General features: G+C 66.3%; 15 protein-coding genes and 3 rRNA genes. 14 read left to right on the top strand and 4 right to left on the bottom strand.

What is annotated here, in order from left to right; translation table 11 throughout:
• Positions 1 to 73 precede the first annotated feature (73 nt).
• Entirely contained in the window at positions 74 to 883 is an 810-nt protein-coding gene (gene proC, locus ACQEXA_RS25465; RefSeq protein ID WP_432931030.1) for a pyrroline-5-carboxylate reductase, read from the top strand.
• 44 nt (positions 884 to 927) lie between these two features.
• Here proC and trpS read toward each other — a convergent pair whose 3' ends face one another.
• Positions 928 to 1,923, bottom strand: a complete 996-nt coding sequence (gene trpS, locus ACQEXA_RS25460) for a tryptophan--tRNA ligase (RefSeq protein WP_432931031.1) — start codon at positions 1,921 to 1,923, stop codon at positions 928 to 930.
• Between the two features lie 735 nt (positions 1,924 to 2,658).
• On the opposite strand from trpS, the gene ACQEXA_RS25455 reads away from it, so the two are divergent.
• The 12 genes from ACQEXA_RS25455 (at position 2,659) to ACQEXA_RS25400 (ending at position 15,723) form a co-directional block, all read left to right on the top strand.
• Positions 2,659 to 4,184 (top strand): 16S ribosomal RNA (locus tag ACQEXA_RS25455).
• A gap of 311 nt (positions 4,185 to 4,495) precedes the next feature.
• Positions 4,496 to 7,613 (top strand): 23S ribosomal RNA (locus ACQEXA_RS25450).
• Between the two features lie 88 nt (positions 7,614 to 7,701).
• Positions 7,702 to 7,818 (top strand): 5S ribosomal RNA (gene rrf, locus ACQEXA_RS25445).
• The 16S, 23S and 5S rRNA genes sit together here, the layout of an rRNA operon.
• A 70-nt stretch (positions 7,819 to 7,888) precedes the next feature.
• Entirely contained in the window at positions 7,889 to 8,533 is a 645-nt protein-coding gene (locus tag ACQEXA_RS25440; RefSeq protein ID WP_433131105.1) for an HAD family hydrolase, read from the top strand.
• 93 nt (positions 8,534 to 8,626) lie between these two features.
• Entirely contained in the window at positions 8,627 to 9,328 is a 702-nt protein-coding gene (locus tag ACQEXA_RS25435; RefSeq protein WP_433131103.1) for a VC0807 family protein, read from the top strand.
• Positions 9,329 to 9,394: 66 nt separating this feature from the next.
• Positions 9,395 to 10,606, top strand: coding sequence for an MFS transporter (locus ACQEXA_RS25430; protein WP_433131101.1), 1,212 nt, complete (start codon positions 9,395 to 9,397; stop codon positions 10,604 to 10,606).
• The gene (locus ACQEXA_RS25425) at positions 10,557 to 11,729 is read left to right on the top strand and encodes an acetoin utilization protein AcuC (RefSeq protein WP_432931038.1); all 1,173 of its coding nucleotides are present in this window, start codon (positions 10,557 to 10,559) and stop codon (positions 11,727 to 11,729) included. The genes ACQEXA_RS25430 and ACQEXA_RS25425 overlap by 50 nt, the downstream gene beginning before the upstream one ends.
• A gap of 123 nt (positions 11,730 to 11,852) precedes the next feature.
• Positions 11,853 to 12,668, top strand: a complete 816-nt coding sequence (locus tag ACQEXA_RS25420; protein WP_359405424.1) for a phosphatase — start codon at positions 11,853 to 11,855, stop codon at positions 12,666 to 12,668.
• 129 nt (positions 12,669 to 12,797) lie between these two features.
• On the top strand, positions 12,798 to 13,010 hold the full coding sequence (locus ACQEXA_RS25415; protein WP_166661820.1) for a helix-turn-helix domain-containing protein: 213 nt from the start codon (positions 12,798 to 12,800) through the stop codon (positions 13,008 to 13,010).
• A gap of 156 nt (positions 13,011 to 13,166) precedes the next feature.
• A complete protein-coding gene (locus ACQEXA_RS25410; protein ID WP_003948845.1) occupies positions 13,167 to 13,265 on the top strand; it encodes a 30S ribosomal protein bS22 in 99 nt (32 codons plus the stop codon).
• 335 nt (positions 13,266 to 13,600) lie between these two features.
• Positions 13,601 to 14,662, top strand: coding sequence for an NAD-dependent epimerase/dehydratase family protein (locus ACQEXA_RS25405; RefSeq protein ID WP_359405439.1), 1,062 nt, complete (start codon positions 13,601 to 13,603; stop codon positions 14,660 to 14,662).
• A gap of 14 nt (positions 14,663 to 14,676) precedes the next feature.
• Complete coding sequence (locus ACQEXA_RS25400) at positions 14,677 to 15,723, top strand: lysophospholipid acyltransferase family protein (protein WP_432931043.1); 1,047 nt, start codon at positions 14,677 to 14,679, stop codon at positions 15,721 to 15,723.
• Positions 15,724 to 15,829: 106 nt separating this feature from the next.
• Here ACQEXA_RS25400 and ACQEXA_RS25395 read toward each other — a convergent pair whose 3' ends face one another.
• The 3 genes from ACQEXA_RS25395 to ACQEXA_RS25385 form a co-directional block, all read right to left on the bottom strand.
• The gene (locus ACQEXA_RS25395) at positions 15,830 to 17,104 is read right to left on the bottom strand and encodes a DUF5667 domain-containing protein (protein ID WP_432931045.1); all 1,275 of its coding nucleotides are present in this window, start codon (positions 17,102 to 17,104) and stop codon (positions 15,830 to 15,832) included.
• A gap of 306 nt (positions 17,105 to 17,410) precedes the next feature.
• Positions 17,411 to 18,187: an ECF subfamily RNA polymerase sigma factor, BldN family gene (locus ACQEXA_RS25390; RefSeq protein WP_432931047.1), complete on the bottom strand. Its 777-nt coding sequence runs from the start codon at positions 18,185 to 18,187 to the stop codon at positions 17,411 to 17,413.
• Between the two features lie 658 nt (positions 18,188 to 18,845).
• Positions 18,846 to 19,778 carry an HAD family hydrolase gene (locus ACQEXA_RS25385; protein ID WP_359405411.1) on the bottom strand — a complete coding sequence of 311 codons (933 nt, stop codon included), beginning with the start codon at positions 19,776 to 19,778 and terminating at the stop codon, positions 18,846 to 18,848.
• Between the two features lie 172 nt (positions 19,779 to 19,950).
• Here ACQEXA_RS25385 and ACQEXA_RS25380 point away from each other — a divergent pair, with 172 nt between their 5' ends.
• Positions 19,951 to 20,235, top strand: coding sequence for a glutaredoxin family protein (locus ACQEXA_RS25380; protein ID WP_432931049.1), 285 nt, complete (start codon positions 19,951 to 19,953; stop codon positions 20,233 to 20,235).
• The last annotated feature ends 156 nt before the right edge of the window (positions 20,236 to 20,391 follow it).

Below are 20,391 nucleotides of genomic sequence, written 5' to 3'. Positions count from 1 at the left end.
AGGACCCCCCGCACGTACCCCCGGTGCGAGGATGAATCCGGACGACGCAAACCCTCCGGAGGGCACCCGCACCATGAGCCAGAAAGTCGCAGTCCTCGGCACCGGAAAGATCGGCGAAGCCCTGCTCAGCGGAATGATCCGGGCCGGCTGGGCTCCCGCCGATCTCCTGGTCACCGCCCGCCGCCGGGAACGGGCCGAGGAACTCCGCGCCCGTCACGGCGTCACCCCGGTCACCAACGCCGAGGCAGCCAAGACCGCGGACACGCTCATCCTCACGGTGAAGCCCCAGGACATGGGCACGCTTCTCGACGAGCTCGCCCCGCACATCCCGGCCGACCGCCTGGTCATCAGTGGCGCCGCCGGCATTCCCACCTCGTTCTTCGAGGCCCGGCTCGCCGCCGGCACCCCGGTCGTCCGCGTCATGACGAACACCCCCGCCCTCGTCGACGAGGCCATGTCCGTCATCTCCGCCGGGAGCCACGCCACCGAGGCCCACCTCGCCCACGCGGAGGAGATCTTCGGCGCCGTCGGCAAGACGCTGCGCGTCCCCGAGTCGCAGCAGGACGCCTGCACCGCCCTCTCCGGCTCCGGTCCGGCGTACTTCTTCTACCTGGTCGAGGCCATGACCGACGCCGGCATCCTGCTCGGACTGCCCCGCGACAAGGCCCATGAACTGATCGTCCAGTCCGCGATCGGCGCTGCGGTGATGCTCCGCGACAGTGGCGAGCACCCGGTGAAGCTCCGCGAGAACGTCACCTCGCCCGCGGGTACGACCATCAACGCGATCCGGGAACTGGAGAACCACGGGGTGCGTGCCGCGCTCATCGCCGCGCTGGAAGCCGCCCGTGACCGTAGCCGCGAACTGGCGTCCGGCAACAACTGACCTTCGTGCCCACCGCCGGGCGTCCGGCGGTGGGCACGGGACCTTCAGGCGGGCAGCAGACCGATCGCGCGGTACGCCGCGTCCACCCGAGGAGCGGCCATCTCTCTGGCCCGCTCCGCTCCGGCCCGCAGCACCTCGTCCACCCGACCGGGATCCGCGCACAACGCCCGGTGCCGCTCCTGAACCGGCCGCAGCAGTTCGACGACGGCCTCCGCGGTGTCCTTCTTCAGGGCGCCGTAGGTGTCATAGGCACCGCTCAGCTCCTCGGGGCTCCGCCCCTCGCACGCGGCCAGGATCTCCAGCAGGTTCGACACACCCGGCCGCGCCTCCCGGTCGTAGACGACGTCCGACCCGCTGTCGGTCACGGCCCGCATGACCTTCTTCCGCACCACGTCCGGCTCGTCGAGCAGATAGACGATGCCCGGCCCGGAGTCGTCGGACTTCCCCATCTTCGACGTCGGTTCCTGAAGGTTCATGACCCGGGTCGCGACCTCCGGATGGGTCGCCCGGGGCACCACGAACGTATGCCCGTACCGCTGGTTGAACCGCACCGCCAGATCCCGGCTCAGTTCCACGTGCTGCGTCTGGTCGTCCCCCACCGGCACCTCGTCGGTCCCGTACGCCAGGATGTCCGCCGCCATCAGCACCGGATACGTCAGCAGCGACAGCCGCACGCTCCCGCCTCGCTCGCGCTCACGGGCGGCTTTCTCCTTGTACTGGATCATCCGCCGCATCTCGCCGTCCGTGGCGACGCACTCGAGCACATACGAGAGCCGGGTGTGGGCGTCCACATGGCTCTGTACGAACACCGTGCACAGCTCCGGATCGAGCCCCGCGGCCAGCAGCAGCGTCGCCGCCTGCCGCGTGAGCCTGCGTACCCGCGCCGGATCGTGGTCCACGGTCAGGGCGTGCAGGTCGACCACGCAGAACAGCGCGTCGGCCTGGTGCTGGTCCACCTCGGCCCACCGCCGCATGGCTCCGAGGTAGTTCCCCAGCGTCAGGTGCCCGGTCGGCTTGATCCCGCTGAATACCCGTGTCATCTCTCCACCTGTAGGTCAGGGCCGCCTGTCCGGCCGGCCGCCCCTCCGGAGGGAGATACAAGAACGGCCGCCGGGGCGGCGGCCGTTGTGCGCATACGTGAGTCGGCCGCCGTCAGGCGGCCCACCACTGCTGGTTGCACGTACGCGAAGTCATGAGAAGAGAGTACGCCTCCTCCGGCCCCGCGGGAGGAAGTTGACACGCCTCTGCCCGATGCGTAATGTTCTCCAGGTTGTCCGACGTGAGCGCCGACCACGGTCGGTCCCCGGACAGCCATTCCGCAGGTACCCACCGATACTCGGCGCTGCTTTGCCGTGTGTATGGGCGCGCGTATTTTCGGAATGAGGAATCCGCGTTCGAGCTTTTGCGAGGACGCAGCCCCCGATTAGCTCGGACGGCAGGAATCCGCTAAAGTCTCACTCGTCGGAACGGTCCAACGGCCGGGAAGACAACCCGCTCCGGCCGGGAATCGGATCGAGAAAAGGTCTGATAGAGTCGGAAACACCGAAGGGAAGCCCGGAGGAAAGCCCGAGAGGGTGAGTACAAAGGAAGCGACCGTTCCTTGAGAACTCAACAGCGTGCCAAAAATCAACGCCAGATATGTTGATACCCCGTCTCCGGTCATCATGACTGGGACGAGGTTCCTTTGAAATAACACAGCGAGGACGCTGTGTGCGAGGGGACTATTCCTCCTCTCGCACCGCTCTCGTGGTGTTTATCCCGATTACGGGAAAACATTCACGGAGAGTTTGATCCTGGCTCAGGACGAACGCTGGCGGCGTGCTTAACACATGCAAGTCGAACGATGAAGCCCTTCGGGGTGGATTAGTGGCGAACGGGTGAGTAACACGTGGGCAATCTGCCCTTCACTCTGGGACAAGCCCTGGAAACGGGGTCTAATACCGGATATTACTCTCGCAGGCATCTGTGAGGGTCGAAAGCTCCGGCGGTGAAGGATGAGCCCGCGGCCTATCAGCTTGTTGGTGAGGTAATGGCTCACCAAGGCGACGACGGGTAGCCGGCCTGAGAGGGCGACCGGCCACACTGGGACTGAGACACGGCCCAGACTCCTACGGGAGGCAGCAGTGGGGAATATTGCACAATGGGCGAAAGCCTGATGCAGCGACGCCGCGTGAGGGATGACGGCCTTCGGGTTGTAAACCTCTTTCAGCAGGGAAGAAGCGAAAGTGACGGTACCTGCAGAAGAAGCGCCGGCTAACTACGTGCCAGCAGCCGCGGTAATACGTAGGGCGCAAGCGTTGTCCGGAATTATTGGGCGTAAAGAGCTCGTAGGCGGCTTGTCACGTCGGGTGTGAAAGCCCGGGGCTTAACCCCGGGTCTGCATTCGATACGGGCTAGCTAGAGTGTGGTAGGGGAGATCGGAATTCCTGGTGTAGCGGTGAAATGCGCAGATATCAGGAGGAACACCGGTGGCGAAGGCGGATCTCTGGGCCATTACTGACGCTGAGGAGCGAAAGCGTGGGGAGCGAACAGGATTAGATACCCTGGTAGTCCACGCCGTAAACGGTGGGAACTAGGTGTTGGCGACATTCCACGTCGTCGGTGCCGCAGCTAACGCATTAAGTTCCCCGCCTGGGGAGTACGGCCGCAAGGCTAAAACTCAAAGGAATTGACGGGGGCCCGCACAAGCAGCGGAGCATGTGGCTTAATTCGACGCAACGCGAAGAACCTTACCAAGGCTTGACATACACCGGAAAGCATTAGAGATAGTGCCCCCCTTGTGGTCGGTGTACAGGTGGTGCATGGCTGTCGTCAGCTCGTGTCGTGAGATGTTGGGTTAAGTCCCGCAACGAGCGCAACCCTTGTTCTGTGTTGCCAGCATGCCCTTCGGGGTGATGGGGACTCACAGGAGACCGCCGGGGTCAACTCGGAGGAAGGTGGGGACGACGTCAAGTCATCATGCCCCTTATGTCTTGGGCTGCACACGTGCTACAATGGCCGGTACAATGAGCTGCGATACCGTGAGGTGGAGCGAATCTCAAAAAGCCGGTCTCAGTTCGGATTGGGGTCTGCAACTCGACCCCATGAAGTCGGAGTTGCTAGTAATCGCAGATCAGCATTGCTGCGGTGAATACGTTCCCGGGCCTTGTACACACCGCCCGTCACGTCACGAAAGTTGGTAACACCCGAAGCCGGTGGCCCAACCCCTTGTGGGAGGGAGCTGTCGAAGGTGGGACTAGCGATTGGGACGAAGTCGTAACAAGGTAGCCGTACCGGAAGGTGCGGCTGGATCACCTCCTTTCTAAGGAGCACTTCTTACCGGGCTTGCTCGGTCAGAGGCCAGTACATCGGCGAATGTTCGATGCTGGTTGCTCATGGGTGGAACGTTGATTATTCGGCACGGTCCAGGATGGACCAGGCGCTAGTACTGCTCTTCGGGGCGTGGAACGCTGATCTGGTCGGCTGATCGTGTCGGGCACGCTGTTGGGTGTCTGAGGGTATGGCCGTTCGGCTGCCTTCAGTCGCCGGCCCCAGTGAACTCGCCGCGTAAGTGGTGGGGTGATGGGTGGCTGGTCGTTGTTTGAGAACTGCACAGTGGACGCGAGCATCTGTGGCCAAGTTTTTAAGGGCGCACGGTGGATGCCTTGGCACCAGGAACCGATGAAGGACGTGGGAGGCCACGATAGTCCCCGGGGAGTCGTCAACCAGACTTTGATCCGGGGGTTTCCGAATGGGGAAACCCGGCAGTCGTCATGGGCTGTCACCCACTGCTGAACACATAGGCAGTGTGGAGGGAACGAGGGGAAGTGAAACATCTCAGTACCCTCAGGAAGAGAAAACAACCGTGATTCCGGGAGTAGTGGCGAGCGAAACCGGATGAGGCCAAACCGTATGCGTGTGAGACCCGGCAGGGGTTGCGCATGCGGGGTTGTGGGATCTCTCTTCTGTTGTCTGCCGGCAACAGGACGAGTCAGAAACCGTTGATGTAGGCGAAGGACATGCGAAAGGTCCGGCGTAGAGGGTAAGACCCCCGTAGTCGAAACGTCAGCGGCTCGTTTGAGAGACACCCAAGTAGCACGGGGCCCGAGAAATCCCGTGTGAATCTGGCGGGACCACCCGCTAAGCCTAAATATTCCCTGGTGACCGATAGCGGATAGTACCGTGAGGGAATGGTGAAAAGTACCGCGGGAGCGGAGTGAAATAGTACCTGAAACCGTGTGCCTACAAGCCGTGGGAGCGTCGGAAGCACTTCGGTGCTTCTCGTGACTGCGTGCCTTTTGAAGAATGAGCCTGCGAGTTTGCGGTGTGTTGCGAGGTTAACCCGGGTGGGGAAGCCGTAGCGAAAGCGAGTCCGAATAGGGCGATTCAGTAGCACGCTCAAGACCCGAAGCGGAGTGATCTAGCCATGGGCAGGTTGAAGCGGAGGTAAGACTTCGTGGAGGACCGAACCCACCAGGGTTGAAAACCTGGGGGATGACCTGTGGTTAGGGGTGAAAGGCCAATCAAACTCCGTGATAGCTGGTTCTCCCCGAAATGCATTTAGGTGCAGCGTCGTGTGTTTCTTGCCGGAGGTAGAGCACTGGATAGGCGATGGGCCCTACCGGGTTACTGACCTTAGCCAAACTCCGAATGCCGGTAAGTGAGAGCGCGGCAGTGAGACTGTGGGGGATAAGCTCCATGGTCGAGAGGGAAACAGCCCAGAGCATCGACTAAGGCCCCTAAGCGTACGCTAAGTGGGAAAGGATGTGGAGTCGCACAGACAACCAGGAGGTTGGCTTAGAAGCAGCCACCCTTGAAAGAGTGCGTAATAGCTCACTGGTCTAGTGATTCCGCGCCGACAATGTAGCGGGGCTCAAGCGTACCGCCGAAGTCGTGTCATTCATATATAAGCCCCAACGGGTGTATGGATGGGTAGGGGAGCGTCGTCTGCCGGGTGAAGCGGCACTGGAAGGTAGTCGTGGACGGTTGACGAGTGAGAATGCAGGCATGAGTAGCGATTCACACGTGAGAAACGTGTGCGCCGATTGACTAAGGGTTCCTGGGTCAAGCTGATCTGCCCAGGGTAAGTCGGGACCTAAGGCGAGGCCGACAGGCGTAGTCGATGGATAACCGGTTGATATTCCGGTACCCGCTGTGAAGCGTCAAACATCGAGCATCGTGATGCTAAGGCCGTGAAGCCGTTCCGGACCCTTCGGGGAAAGGAAAGTGGTGGAGCCGCCGAACCAAGCGGTTAGTAGGTGAGTGATGGGGTGACGCAGGAAGGTAGTCCATCCCGGGCGGTGGTTGTCCCGGGGTAAGGGTGTAGGCCGTGCGATAGGTAAATCCGTCGTACATGGGGCTGAGACCTGATGCCGAGCCGATTGTGGTGAAGTGGATGATCCTATGCTGTCGAGAAAAGCCTCTAGCGAGTTTCATGGCGGCCCGTACCCTAAACCGACTCAGGTGGTCAGGTAGAGAATACCGAGGCGTTCGGGTGAACTATGGTTAAGGAATTCGGCAAAATGCCCCCGTAACTTCGGGAGAAGGGGGGCCATGCCTGGTGAGAGCACTTGCTGCTTGAGCTGGGGGTGGCCGCAGAGACCAGCGAGAAGCGACTGTTTACTAAAAACACAGGTCCGTGCGAAGCCGTAAGGCGATGTATACGGACTGACGCCTGCCCGGTGCTGGAACGTTAAGGGGACCGGTTAGCTCCATTTCGGTGGGGCGAAGCTGAGAACTTAAGCGCCAGTAAACGGCGGTGGTAACTATAACCATCCTAAGGTAGCGAAATTCCTTGTCGGGTAAGTTCCGACCTGCACGAATGGCGTAACGACTTCTCGACTGTCTCAACCATAGGCCCGGTGAAATTGCACTACGAGTAAAGATGCTCGTTTCGCGCAGCAGGACGGAAAGACCCCGGGACCTTTACTACAGTTTGATATTGGTGTTCGGTTCGGCTTGTGTAGGATAGCTGGGAGACTTTGAAGCAGCCACGCCAGTGGTTGTGGAGTCGTCGTTGAAATACCAGTCTGGTCGTGCTGGATGTCTAACCCGGGTCCGTGATCCGGATCGGGGACAGTGTCTGATGGGTAGTTTAACTGGGGCGGTTGCCTCCTAAAGAGTAACGGAGGCGCCCAAAGGTTCCCTCAGCCTGGTTGGCAATCAGGTGTTGAGTGTAAGTGCACAAGGGAGCTTGACTGTGAGACCGACGGGTCGAGCAGGGACGAAAGTCGGGACTAGTGATCCGGCGGTGGCTTGTGGAAGCGCCGTCGCTCAACGGATAAAAGGTACCCCGGGGATAACAGGCTGATCTTCCCCAAGAGTCCATATCGACGGGATGGTTTGGCACCTCGATGTCGGCTCGTCGCATCCTGGGGCTGGAGTCGGTCCCAAGGGTTGGGCTGTTCGCCCATTAAAGCGGTACGCGAGCTGGGTTTAGAACGTCGTGAGACAGTTCGGTCCCTATCCGCTGTGCGCGTAGGAGTCTTGAGAAGGGCTGTCCCTAGTACGAGAGGACCGGGACGGACGAACCTCTGGTGTGCCAGTTGTTCTGCCAAGGGCATGGCTGGTTGGCTACGTTCGGGAGGGATAACCGCTGAAAGCATCTAAGCGGGAAGCCTGCTTCGAGATGAGGACTCCCACCCACTTGATGGGGTAAGGCTCCCAGTAGACGACTGGGTTGATAGGCCGGATCTGGAAGCACGGTAACGTGTGGAGGTGACCGGTACTAATAGGCCGAGGGCTTGTCCTCAGTTGCTCGCGTCCACTGTGTTGGTTCTGAAACCACGAACAGCCCCACGTTGTCATGACGTGGTGTGGCGTTCACAGTTTCATAGTGTTTCGGTGGTCATAGCGTGAGGGAAACGCCCGGTTACATTCCGAACCCGGAAGCTAAGCCTCACAGCGCCGATGGTACTGCAGGGGGGACCCTGTGGGAGAGTAGGACGCCGCCGAACAAATCTTGGGAAAACCCCGCACCCACGGTGCGGGGTTTTTCGTTTTTCGGGCTCGTCTACGCTCGTACCCATGCGCTATGACCTCGTCATCTTCGACAACGACGGCGTCCTTGTCGACAGCGAGCCCATCTCCAACCGGCTGCTGGCCGCCTACCTCACCGAGCTCGGACACCCGACGACGTACGAGGACTCCATCCGCGACTACATGGGGTCCGCGATGCATCGAGTCCACGACCTCGTCCAGGAGCGCACGGGACGGCTGCTGCCGGCCGACTTCGACGACGTCTTCCACGGACGGGTCTTCGCCGCCTTCGAACGGGAGTTGAAGCCCGTGGCGGGAGTCGTGGACGTACTGGAGAAACTGTCCGCCGACGGGACCCTGTACTGCATGGCGTCGTCCGGGAGTCATGAGCGCATCCGGGTGGGTCACCGTACGACGGGGCTGACCCGGTGGTTCGACGACGGGCGGATCTTCAGTTCCCAGGACGTCGGACGAGGGAAGCCGGCGCCGGATCTGTTTCTCCACGCCGCCGAGCGGATGGGGGTCGCGCCGGGCAACTGCGTTGTCGTGGAGGACAGTCCACTGGGTGTGCAGGCCGCCGTCGCCGCCGGGATGGACGTGTTCGGGTTCACCGCGATGACGCCCGCGGCCAAGCTCGCGGCTGCCACACAGCTCTTCTCCACCATGGGGGAGTTGACCGACCTGCTGGTATGACCCGGGCCACCGGCCCGGCGCTGACATTTGTCATGCCGAGCTGCGGACGATCGTTCCTACCGGCGGACCCGCCCCGGCGGCGAAGCTGAGGGCATGACGACGAACACGGTTTCCCAGGGTGAGAGCAAGAAGCAGAACTTCCTGCCGCTGATCATCGACGTCGCGGTGCCGATCGGTTCCTACTACCTGTTCAAGGACGGGTTCGGGACGAGCACGCTGATGGCCCTCGGCCTCAGCAGCGTCGTGCCGGCCGTGCGGACCGTATGGGGCGTGGTCAAGGAGCGGACGCTCAACGCCTTCGCCGCGCTCATCCTCTTCGTGAACGTCGCCGGGCTGCTTCTCAGCTTCGTCGCCGGTGACCCGCGGCTGATGCTCGCCAAGGACAGTGGGATCAGCAGCGTGATCGGAGTCGGGATCCTGACCTCTGTGGTCATGGGGAAGCCGATGATGACGGCGGGCATGAAGCCCTGGCTGGTGAAGGGCGTTGCGGCCAGGGAGGCCGCCTGGACGCGGCTGCAGGACCGGTCCTCCGCCTTCCGGCGGGCAGAGCGGGTGTTCTCGGGCGTGTGGGGTGTGGTGCTGCTCGCGGAGTGCGTGGTGCGGGTCGTGGGCGCCTACACGCTGCCGGTCGACACGATGGTCTGGATGGGCTCGGTGGTCCTCGCGGTCGCGATGACGCTCGGGTTCGTCCTCAGCGGCGCCCTGGCCGCCCGTCCGATGGCGCAGCTGCTGATCGCCGAGGTGAAGGCCCAGAGCGCCGACGAGCCCGCCCTGGCGCTCGCTTCCGCCCGGTAAAGCTGAACAAAATTCGTCTTCGACGGGATCTACCCACCGGTAGCCCGGGGTCCTACTCTCGCCGGCATGACAGATGTGCTGCGGCGCGGTAGGGCCTCGCTGGCGTTCGGCTTCCTCGCCCAGGGCGCCACCTTCGCCCTGCTGGTGACCCGTATCCCGGCCATCCAGGACCGGTACGGCGTCTCCGACGCGCTGCTCCCCGTCTTCCTCGCCGCCGTGCCGATCCTCGCCGGCGTCGGCAGCGTGACGACCGAGCAGCTGGTCAAGCGCGTGCGGCCCAGCAGGCTGCTGCGGTGGTCGCAGCCCGTCGTGCTGCTCGCCCTCCTCGGCGTGGGCCTCGGCGAGAACATGGCCGAACTGGCTGTGGCCCTGGCGGCGTTGGGGCTTTCCGTGGGCGCCCTGGACGCCTCGATGAACATGCTCGGGGTGAGCCTTCAGCGGACGTACGGGCGCAGCATCATGCTCGGTTTCCATGCCGCGTACAGCCTCGGCGGGATCGTCGGCGCCTCGCTCGCCTGGGTGGGCGCGCACGGGCATCTGGCACTGTGGGTGTCGTACCTGCCGTTGGTCGCGGTGCTGCTGCCGGCCACGCTCATCGGCAGCCGATGGTACGTCGACGGGAGCGGGCCGGAGCCGGACGCGAAGGGCGCCGAGTCCGGCCCGCTCGTCTTCCGGCTGCTGCTGCCGCTCTGCCTGGTGATGACGTTCGCGTACATCGGGGACTCGACCGTCTCCAACTGGAGCGCCAAGTATCTGCAGGACACGCTGGGCAGCTCGGAGCAGCTGGCGACGGTCCCGTACAACGTCTACATGGTCACCACGCTGCTCGGGCGGTCCATCGGTGACTTCGGGGTGCGGCGGTTCGGGGCCGTGGCGGTCGTACGGCTCGGCGCGCTGGTGGCGGCGCTCGGGTTCGCGGTGGTGGCGGGGGCGCCCGGGGCGTGGGTCGGGATGCTGGGATTCACCCTGCTGGGCCTGGGGCTGTGCGTTCTCGTACCGCAGACCTTCGCGGCCGCCGGGCGGCTGTTCCCCGGGGCTTCGGACACGGCCGTCGCACGCCTCAACATCTTCAACTACGTGGGCTTTCTGATCGGTTCGCCCTTGGTGGGTGCGCTCGGGGACGCCTGGAGCTACCGGGGCGCCATGCTGGTGCCGATGGCGTTGGTGCTGGTGACACTGGTGTACGCCCGCTCGTTCGCGCCGGGAGCGGACCGATACGGTGACGGGCATGAGCGGCCGCGCACAGCTGATGTGGGACGAGGCAGTAACGGGCTATGACTTCGGTCCGGACCATCCGATGGACCCGGTCCGCCTCGCGCTGACCAGAAAACTCGTCGACGCCTTCGGGCTCGACCGGGCGGTCGAGGTGGTCGCGGCGAAGCCCGCGGGCGACTCGACGCTGCGGCTCGTGCACCGGGAGGACTACGTGGAGGCCGTGAAGGCCGCGTCCGCGCACCCGGCGTCGGCGGACGGATCGTACGGACTCGGGACCGTGGACGATCCGGCCTTCGCCGGGATGCACGAGGTGTCCGCGCTGATCGCCGGGCAGTCGGTCGGGGCGGCGGAGGCCGTGTGGCGCGGGGACGTCCTGCACGCCGTGAACTTCGCCGGCGGGCTGCACCATGCGATGCCGGGCGGTGCCTCCGGGTTCTGCATCTACAACGACGCCTCCCTCGCCATCGCCCGGCTGCTGGAGCTGGGCGCCGAGCGGATCGCCTATGTGGACGTGGACGTGCACCACGGGGACGGCGTGCAGGCGGCGTTCTGGGACGATCCGCGGGTCCTGACCATCTCGCTGCACGAGCATCCGCGCACTCTGTTCCCGCAGACCGGGTGGCCGGAGGAGACGGGCGCGCCGGACGCGGAGGGCAGCGCGGTGAACGTGGCGCTGCCCGCCGGCACCGGGGACGCGGGCTGGGTGCGTGCCTTCCACGCCGTGGTGCCGGAGCTGGTCGCCGACTTCCGTCCGCAGGTGCTGGTCTCCCAGCACGGTGCCGACACCCACTTCGAGGACCCGCTTGCCCATCTCGCCGTGTCGCTGGACGCGCAGCGTGCCGTGCAGGTGGCGTGTCACGACCTGGCGCACGAGTACGCCGACGGCCGCTGGGTGGCGCTGGGCGGCGGCGGATACGCGGTCGTGGAGGTGGTACCGCGGTCGTGGACGCACCTGGTCGCGATCGCGGCGGGGCGGCCGATCGAGCCGGTGACCGTGATCCCCGAGAGCTGGCGGCAGGAGGTGTTCGCGCGGACCCGGCAGTTGGCGCCGGGGCGGATGACGGACGGCCGGTGGCCCGTGTCGTACGCGGACTGGGACGCGGGATACGACCCGGCCGACCGGCTCGACCAGGCGGTGCTGGCGGCGCGGAAGGCGGTGTTCCCGCTGCGCGGGCTGCTGGCGTAGCCGGCCGCCGGGTGCCCGGCATGTGCGGCGAAGTGGCGTACCTGGACGCACGGTTACGCCGACTGTGGGGTGTTTCCCGTATTCCGGGCGCAGGGCGGGCGCGATTGGGCCAGCATCGCTGTCGTGTTGAGCACCGGTGCACTGCGTGCACATCTGCTGGCCGCCCGGCTGGCCGGGCCTGTGGCCACCTCACGCGAGGAGAGCCTGCGCAGCTATCGGCTGTTCGCCGCCCGCGACCCCCGCGTGCTGATCGGCCTCGATCCCGAATGGACATGGGGTCATCGGGATCTGATCGAGCTGATGGCGGACAAGTGCGGGGGCTCGGCCGATCCCCAGCGGATCTCCGGGCACGATGTGATCGACCCGCAGCGCACGCTGGAGGGTCTCGAGGCCTTCGCCCAGCGGATCGGCCAGGCTGCGCAGGACGGGGCGACGGTCCTTCTCGGCACCGGTCACCCGCACCGGTTGCTTGGCTTCTACGCCGAACTCGCGGACGCCTTGTCGACGGCGGGATGTACTGTCCTCACCCCGGCGCAGGGTCGTCGTGTCGACATAACGACCCGGTTCGGTCTACGCACGTACGACCTTGATTACGTACGGGGAGTGGCTTTCGTAAGGAACCCGGAGCCCGGAGGGGCCGGTTGTGAGCCCGGCGCACACACGCATTCGCCGCTGCCGGTGCGCACCGTGCTGGCCGCGGCCGCCGAGTCCGGCGGGCCGCTGCCGCAACTCGTCATCGGGGATCATGGTTGGGTCTGCGGAGCAGGTCAACTGGGCTTCGACGCGATCGGCCTGGCCGACACCGACGATCCCGCTCTCTTCGTTGGTGAGGCCGAGGGGCGCGTGTCAGTCGTCGTTCCCCTCGATGACGCTGTGCGGTCTCATTACTACCGACCGCTTACTCGCTATGTACTCAATCGAGCGTGTCTGTCACAGTAGGCCGCCGATGGCATCCCCTCTTCCCCACTTGCATCATCCGCACCTACATTGGGGAGTGAGCACGCAGCGACGAAGAGTCACCGGAAGGGGAAGCCGGTGGCCGTCGAGTGCGGAAGGTTCAGGTGTGTCATGGCTGCAGCTGACGAGAGGCCTCTGAACGAGGTTCAGTTCCTGACCGTGGCGGAAGTCGCCTCGGTGATGCGAGTGTCGAAGATGACCGTGTACCGGCTGGTGCACAGCGGTCATCTGCCGGCGATCCGGGTGGGGAGGTCCTTCCGGGTACCGGAGCAAGCGGTCCACGAGTACCTCCGCGAGAGCTATGTGGGGGTGGAGACGGCCTGACGGCTGCCCGATGGGGTCGGCCCGGCGAGGTCTCCGTACGGCCTCCCGGGTCACCTCGATTACGAGCTCAGCGCTCGGGCGGGTAGGCTAGGCCCCTCGTAGGTCGTGTGGGCCCATGGCGCCCAGCACCGAGTGAAGAAGTGAGCGAGGGTAGTCGTGGGCTCTGTTATCAAGAAGCGGCGTAAGCGGATGGCCAAGAAGAAGCACCGCAAGCTGCTCAAGCGCACCCGCGTTCAGCGTCGCAACAAGAAGTAAGGAGCGGCCCCCGCGAGGGCGCCCTTGCTGCTGTGCGCCGGTGCGCGCGTCGGCCCCCCACTGCTGGTGGGGGGCCTTTGTCTTGCCTGGCGGGCGGCTTCAGCCGGAGCGCGGTGGGGGTCGTCTCGGGTCCGCCCGGCCGCGGCGATCCGTGCGGACGTCCGTCAGTCATATGACTTGTTCTGATCGCACGTTCGTGCGTGTCGTCACTTCGTGCATCGGGTGGTCATCACAGCGCAACATCAACCGGCTAAGTTGGCGGCATACGGGGAACGCGGCAGGCTGTCGGGCAGAAGCGCGCCCCAGTGGACGCGACGGGAAGAGAGGCGCTGAACTTGGGCAAGGTCGTGCTTGTGACCGGGGTGGCCCGCCGACTCGGTGGCCGGTTCGTACGACGGATCCAGCGTGACCCGGAGGTCGACCGCGTCATCGCGGTGGACGCGGTCCCGCCCGAGCACCATCTGGGCAGTGCCGACTTCATCCGGGCCGATATCCGCCAGCCCACCATCGCCCGGGTGCTCGCCGAGTACTCCGTCGACACGGTCGTCCACATGGACGTGACCGGCACCCCGCTGGGCAGCGGCAGCCGGGCCACGGTCAAGGAGACCAACGTCATCGGCACCATGCAGCTGCTCGGGGCCTGCCAGAAGTCCCCGACGGTCAAGCGGCTGGTCGTGAAGTCCAGTACGAACGTGTACGGATCCGCGCCCCGCGACCCGGCCGTCTTCACCGAGACGACCCCGCCCAAGTCGCTGCCCAGCGGTGGCTTCGCCAAGGACACCGTCGAGGTCGAGGGGTATGTACGGGGCTTCGCCCGGCGCAGGCCCGATGTCGCGGTCTGTGTGCTGCGCTTCGCCAACATCCTGGGCCCGAACGCCGACTCGCCCCTCGCGTCGTACTTCTCGCTGCCCGTGCTGCCGACCGTCCTCGGCTACGACCCGCGGCTGCAGTTCGTGCACGAGGACGATGTGATCGAGGTGCTGAGGATCGGCTCGCACGAGCCGCAGCGGGGCACCCTCAACAGCGGCACGTTCAATGTGGCCGGGGACGGGGTGCTGCTGCTGTCGCAGTGTGCGCGTCGCCTGGGGCGGCCCACCGCCCCGCTGCTGCTGCCCGCGGTCACCTGGGTAGGCTCCGCGATGCGTACTCTGGGCATGACGGACTTTTCTCCCGAGCAGATCCGGCTGCTCACCCACGGGCGGGTGGTGGAGACGGAACAGATGCGTGTGACGCTCGGATACGAGCCGAAATACACGACCGCGGAGACGTTCGCGGACTTCGCGCGCAGCCGCGGCCCCGGACTCCTGCCGCCGGAGGCCCTCGCGGGGGCCATCGACAGGATCGCCGCGCTGCCCGTCCTGGGCGGTGGCCACCCCCCGACGCAGAGCGCCAACTGAGGAGCGCATCAACAATGGCGGATGCCAAGGTCATTCCGTTCGACGACGACCGGTCCCGCGGGGCTGCCGCGCAGCGGCCGCAGCGGCGCCGGGGCGCGGGGAGCCGGAGGGGGAGCGAGCCCGCGGCGGTCCGTGAGGTGCAGCCCCTGCCGGGCAGGGCGATCCCGCAGGATGATGTTCCCGTGACGCGCGAGGAAGAGCCGCCCGCCGGCGCCCAGGAAGGGAGCCTGGAGCGACGCATCGCCGGGGGTCTGGCCTTTCTGCGCCGCCGTCTGACCGGCGACTACGAGGTGGACGACTTCGGTTACGACGAGGAGCTCACCGACCAGGTCCTGATGTCGCTGCTGCGGCCGATGTACGAGAAGTACTTCCGGGTCGAGGTGAAGGGCGTCGAGAACATCCCGGACAAGGGCGGCGCGCTGATCGTCGCCAACCACTCGGGCACCCTGCCCCTGGACGGCCTGATGCTGCAGGTCGCCGTGCACGACAACCACCCGGCGGGTCGGCATCTGCGGCTTCTCGCGGCGGACTTGGTCTTCGTGCTGCCGGTGGTCAACGAACTGGCCCGCAAGGCCGGTCACACCCTGGCCTGTGCCGAGGACGCCGAGCGACTGCTCGAGCGCGGCGAGGTGGTCGGTGTGATGCCGGAGGGCTTCAAGGGCATCGGCAAGCCGTTCAGCGAGCGCTACAAGCTGCAGCGCTTCGGCCGTGGCGGCTTCGTCTCCACGGCGCTGCGCACCGGGACGCCGATCATTCCGTGCTCGATCGTCGGGGCGGAGGAGATCTACCCGATGATCGGCAACGCGAAGACCCTGGCCCGGGTGCTGGGCTTCCCGTACTTCCCGATCACTCCGACGTTCCCGTGGCTCGGTCCGCTGGGGGCGATCCCGCTGCCGACGAAGTGGACGATCCAGTTCGGCGAGCCGATCCCCACGGACGGCTATCCGCCGGAGGCCGCGGAGGACCCGATGCTGATGTTCAACCTGACGGACCAGGTCAGGGAGCAGATCCAGCACACGCTGTACAAGCTGCTGGTGCAGCGGCGTTCGGTGTTCTTCTGACCGCGGGATCCTCCCGCGTCTCGCACCTTCCCGCTGCTGCGGATACGACGACGGGGGCGCCCCTGCGACCAGGGGCGCCCCCGCTCTCGTCGGAGCCGCGGTGGCCCTACTTTCTCTCCTCGTTGTTGAGGCCTAGTCCCGGCAGCCACCAGGGAAGCAGCGGCGGCAGTGTCATATTCGGTCCGGACGACGGGCTCTTGCTCGACGACGGCGAACTGCTGCCGCTGTCCTTCGGCGGATCCAGCAAACCGCCCGTGTTGCCGCCGAGCAGACCGTCGCTGCCGCTCTTGGACGAGGACGGCTGGGGCTTGCCGCTGTCGTCGCTGCTGGTCGCGGAGCCGCTGGTGGTGCTGGGGGCGGGTCCGTCCGAGCCGGTCGAGTCGGTGGCGCTCGGAGCGGAGCTCCGGTGCCGGCCGGTGCCGTCCGAGGACGGGGGATTCGGCAGGAGCGACTGCAGCGGGGCGACCTCCTGGTCCAGGGCTTCGAAGACCGACGTCACCTGCTGACTGACGTCGCCGAGCTGGACGGGCAGCCGGTCGCGCAGGGCGCCCCAGGCCTCGCGGTGGGACTGGGTGAAGGCGGAGAGCGCCTGGATGGCGGCGAGTGAGCCGTTGCGCTCGTAGACCTCGTGCAGCAGGCGGTGTCCTTCGGACGCGTCGTGCTGCATGCCGGACAGCGTGCGGCGGATCTCGCCGAGGGACTCGTGGTCGAGCTGGCCGCCGTCACGGCCGCGCTCCATCAGCCGGCGGGCCTCGTTCAGCCGGGTGGAGGCCTGGTCGAGGTAGAGCCGCCCGCGGTCGTTGTCCCCCTCGGTCATGCCGAGTTTGACGTCCTCGATGCCGCGTTTGAGGCCGTAGAGTGAGTCACCGGGCAGCGCGTCGTTACTGGCAGCGGCCACTCCACCGAAGGAGGCCGCCGCCACGCCGACGCTAAGTCCGCCCGCGGCGAGGCCCTTGGTGAGCCGCGTCCGGGGACGCAACTTCCCCAGCGGGCTTGCCCGGTGCGCCCCCCGGGCCCGGTGGGAGTGCGCTCCTGTCTCCCGCCGGCCTTCCGCGGAAGCCGCGCCCCTCTTCTGACCGGGCACCGATGGGTCCGCCGCCTCGCCTCCGGGAGCCGTGCCCTCCCGCAGCATGGCCTCCATCGCGGCCACAAGCCGCGCGCGGTGGACGACCTTCACCTCGGGATCGAGCGTCGGCCTCGGCAGCTCGTCGAGACGGATCGCGAGGCCCAACAGGTGGGCCTGCTCCGTCCGTTCCGCATCAGCCGGGGCCGGAGCCGATCCTCCGGACTGCTCGGCCGCCGTGCCCCGGTCGTCGGACTGGAACTCCAGGGCCTGGGCGAAGGCGTTCGCCCGCCGGTGCGCCGATACGTTCGCGATCACTGGCGGCACCTCCTCTCGTCATGACGGTCGACTCCCCAGGGGATCCTGAGGGTTGCACGCCCTGTCCGCATCCACACGAACGAGTGGAGGGGGACGGTCAGGGGGTGACCACAGGGAGCCTCTATCCCGCACAACGAGCGGCTCGGCACTTGGGTTACGGACGATAGATGATCGGACCGCGAATCCAACATGCCTGCACGGAAGATAAGTTGAAGGTGGCGGAACGTGTGCGGCCGGGCACGGCGGACATGGGTGGCGCCTGTGCCCGGCGGGGACGGAGGAACGGCTCGATGTGGTCGGCGGGGTTCAGCGGGCGTCTTCGGGCAGGAGCCGGGCGAGGGTGCGGACGGCCCGGTACTGGAGGGTCTTGATCGCGCCCTCGTTCTTGCCCATCACGCGGGCGGTCTCGGCGACGGAGAGGCCCTGGAGGAAGCGGAGTGTCACGCACTCCAGCTGCTGGGGGTTGAGTCGCCGCACGGCGTCGAGCAGGGCGGCGTTCGAGAGGGATTCGAGGACGGAGTCCTCGGGCGACCGCTCGACCTCGTTGGCGTCGAGCATCTCCCCGGTGGTGACCTCGAGGCGGAACCGGCTCGACTTGAAGTGGTCCGCCACCAGGTTGCGGGCGATGGTGACGAGCCAGGCGCCGAAGTCGCGCCCCTGCCAGGTGAAGGTGCCGATCCGGCGCAGGGCGCGCAGAAAGGTCTCACTGGTGAGGTCCTCGGCGGTCGCTCTGCCGCCCACCCGGTAGTAGATGTAGCGATAGACGGTGTCGCTGTACTGGTCGTACAGGCGCCCGAACGCATCGGCCTCGCCGGCCTGGGCGCGCTCTACGAGGTCCATCATGCGTGCGCTGTCACTGTCCGCAGTCGGTCGGCGTGCGGTGGTGGCCGCCGAGCCGGAGCGGCCCCGTCTGCCGCCGACCGCGGCGCTGCCGTCGGCCAGTGCGTAGCACAGACCGATCGGCGCGGCGGTGGCAAAGGCGGGGACGGCGTACGCGGTGGGGACGAAGCCGCGCAACAGGTCGAGGACCGTTGCGCGCAGCGTAGCCAGGCCCGAGGCGTCAACCCCGACGTGTGGGTACACGGGACTCCCAGAGGCAGAGCTTCCATCACGTGCAGTGCGGAATCGTTCACCCTTCGTAGCGACGGAGGGGTACCGGTTTGCGTCTGAGGAGAATAACGCTTAGTACAGGCAGTGCTACACCCAGTTGCTCAAATCATCGATTACGTTGCTTCTGTAACCGATTGATGCTCGCTCAAGTACCGCAGGGTGACCGATTGTTGACCGGTTCGATCCGACTTTCGACTCAGTACGGGGCGTGTTGTGGCCGGGTCGGTATGGGGGGAGTGGTGGGGGCGGCGCGGGGGTAAGACGGTCGGAATGCGATCGCTCTCGGAGCGACGCACAGACGGGTAGTGGCCCCCGCCCATGACCCGTCGCCGTGAGATCGACCGACTGCCGGCGCTCACTCCAACCAGTGAAACGTGCGACGGGTGCGCGAAGCCCTGGTCTCCGCCCGTCACGGCCGCGAACGGGGCGCGGTGCCGCAACAGCCCCGTCGGACGGCCGGGCCGGCGGCCCCCCGCCTGCCCGGGCGTCCGACGGTGGCGGGCCGCCAAGACGGCGGCGCCCCGACCGCCCCGGTTTCAGCGGTCGCCGGGTGGGTGTCCGGCACCGTCGCCGGGCAGGCCCGGGCCGTGGTGGCCGTGGGTGCCCGTTCCAGCGTCGGCCGTGGAGGCGTTCAGCGGCGGCGGCGGTGCAGCGCGATGGCCGCTGCCGTGCCGCCCGCCACCGCGCCGAAGCCGGCTGCCGCCGGGAGGCCGACCTTCGCCGCCTTGCGGGCCGTGCGGTAGTCGCGCAGGCGCCAGTCGTAGGTGCGGGCGTGCTTGCGGAGCTTGGTGTCGGGGTTGATCGCGTACGGGTGGCCCACCAGCGAGAGCATCGGGATGTCGTTGTGCGAGTCGCTGTACGCGGCGCAGCGCGAGAGGTCCAGCCCCTCCGCCACCGCGAGCGCGCGCACCGCTTCGGCTTTCGCCGGTCCGTGCAGCGGCTCGCCCACCAGCCTGCCCGTGTAGACGCCGTCGACCGATTCCGCGACCGTGCCGAGAGCACCGGTGAGGCCGAGGCGGCGAGCGATCACCGTCGCGATCTCCACCGGGGCAGCCGTGACCAGCCACACCTTCTGGCCCGCGTCCAGGTGCGCCTGCGCCAGCGCCCGCGTACCGGGCCAGATCCGCTCGGCCATGTACTCGTCGTAGATTTCCTCGCCGATCGACATCAGCTCGGCGACGCGGTGGCCCTTGACGATCGAGAGGGCGGAGTCGCGGGCGTCCTGCATGTGCTCGGGGTCCTCGACCCCGGCCAGCCGGAACCACGCCTGCTGCCAGGCGAACTTCGCCAGGTCGCGCGTCTCGAAGAACTTCCGCTTGTACAGGCCCCGCCCGAAGTGGAACAACGCGGCGCCCTGCATCACGGTGTTGTCCAGGTCGAAGAACGCCGCGGCCTTGTCGTCGCCGAGGACCGGGAAGTCCGGTTCCCGGTCGGAGACGTCCTTGTCCTGTGCGGCGACGTCCTGCGAGGACTTGCGCGCGGCCTCCGCCGAGGCCTCGCCTGCCAAAACACTCCTCGCCGTGGCGGAGCGCCTACGGGGAGTGAGCCATCCGAGAGCGGCCATGACGCGAGCATAGCCAGTCTGTTCAGTGGTTCCGGAGTCGTCAGGTTTGGAGGCTGTGAACTCTCCACGACCGTGTCGTTAAAGAATCGGTTACATCGGCGTGGCGTCGAGGCGCCGGCCGGTGCGTCGGGTTGTGGTGCTCCGGCTCCCTCTTCGTCCCGGCGGGGCGAGAATGGCCGACATGAGGCCCATCTTTCGGCGCAAGAGCGATCAGGAACCCGGTGACCGGCTCGTCACTCTCATCCGCAAGCCCGGGTGCCATCTGTGCGACGACGCGCAGACCGTCATCGAGAAGGTGTGCGGCGAGCTCGGCGTGGCCTGGGAGCAGAAGGACATCACTCAGGACGAGGAGCTCAACCGCCAGTACTGGGAGCAGATTCCGGTAGTGCTGGTCGACGGCGCGCAGCACACCTTCTGGCGTGTGAACGAGGAGCGGCTGCGCAAGGCCCTGACCTAGGGCCGCCGGTGCCCGCGTGACCTGACCGACCAGTCCAACTGGCCGGGAAAGTCGCTTAGGATCGTCGGCGACTGGTCTCGGGGGGCGTGGATCGTAGAGGAGAGTGGGCGGTTTTGCCCCCAGAAGAAAAGGAACAGCGGCACCCCCGCGGCGGTT

The sequence above is a fragment of the Streptomyces sp. CA-106110 genome (assembly GCF_050936285.1).
Lineage (GTDB): Bacteria > Actinomycetota > Actinomycetes > Streptomycetales > Streptomycetaceae > Streptomyces.
The sequence above is the reverse complement of the archived record's forward strand: the minus strand, read 5'-3'. Positions and strand labels throughout refer to the sequence as shown.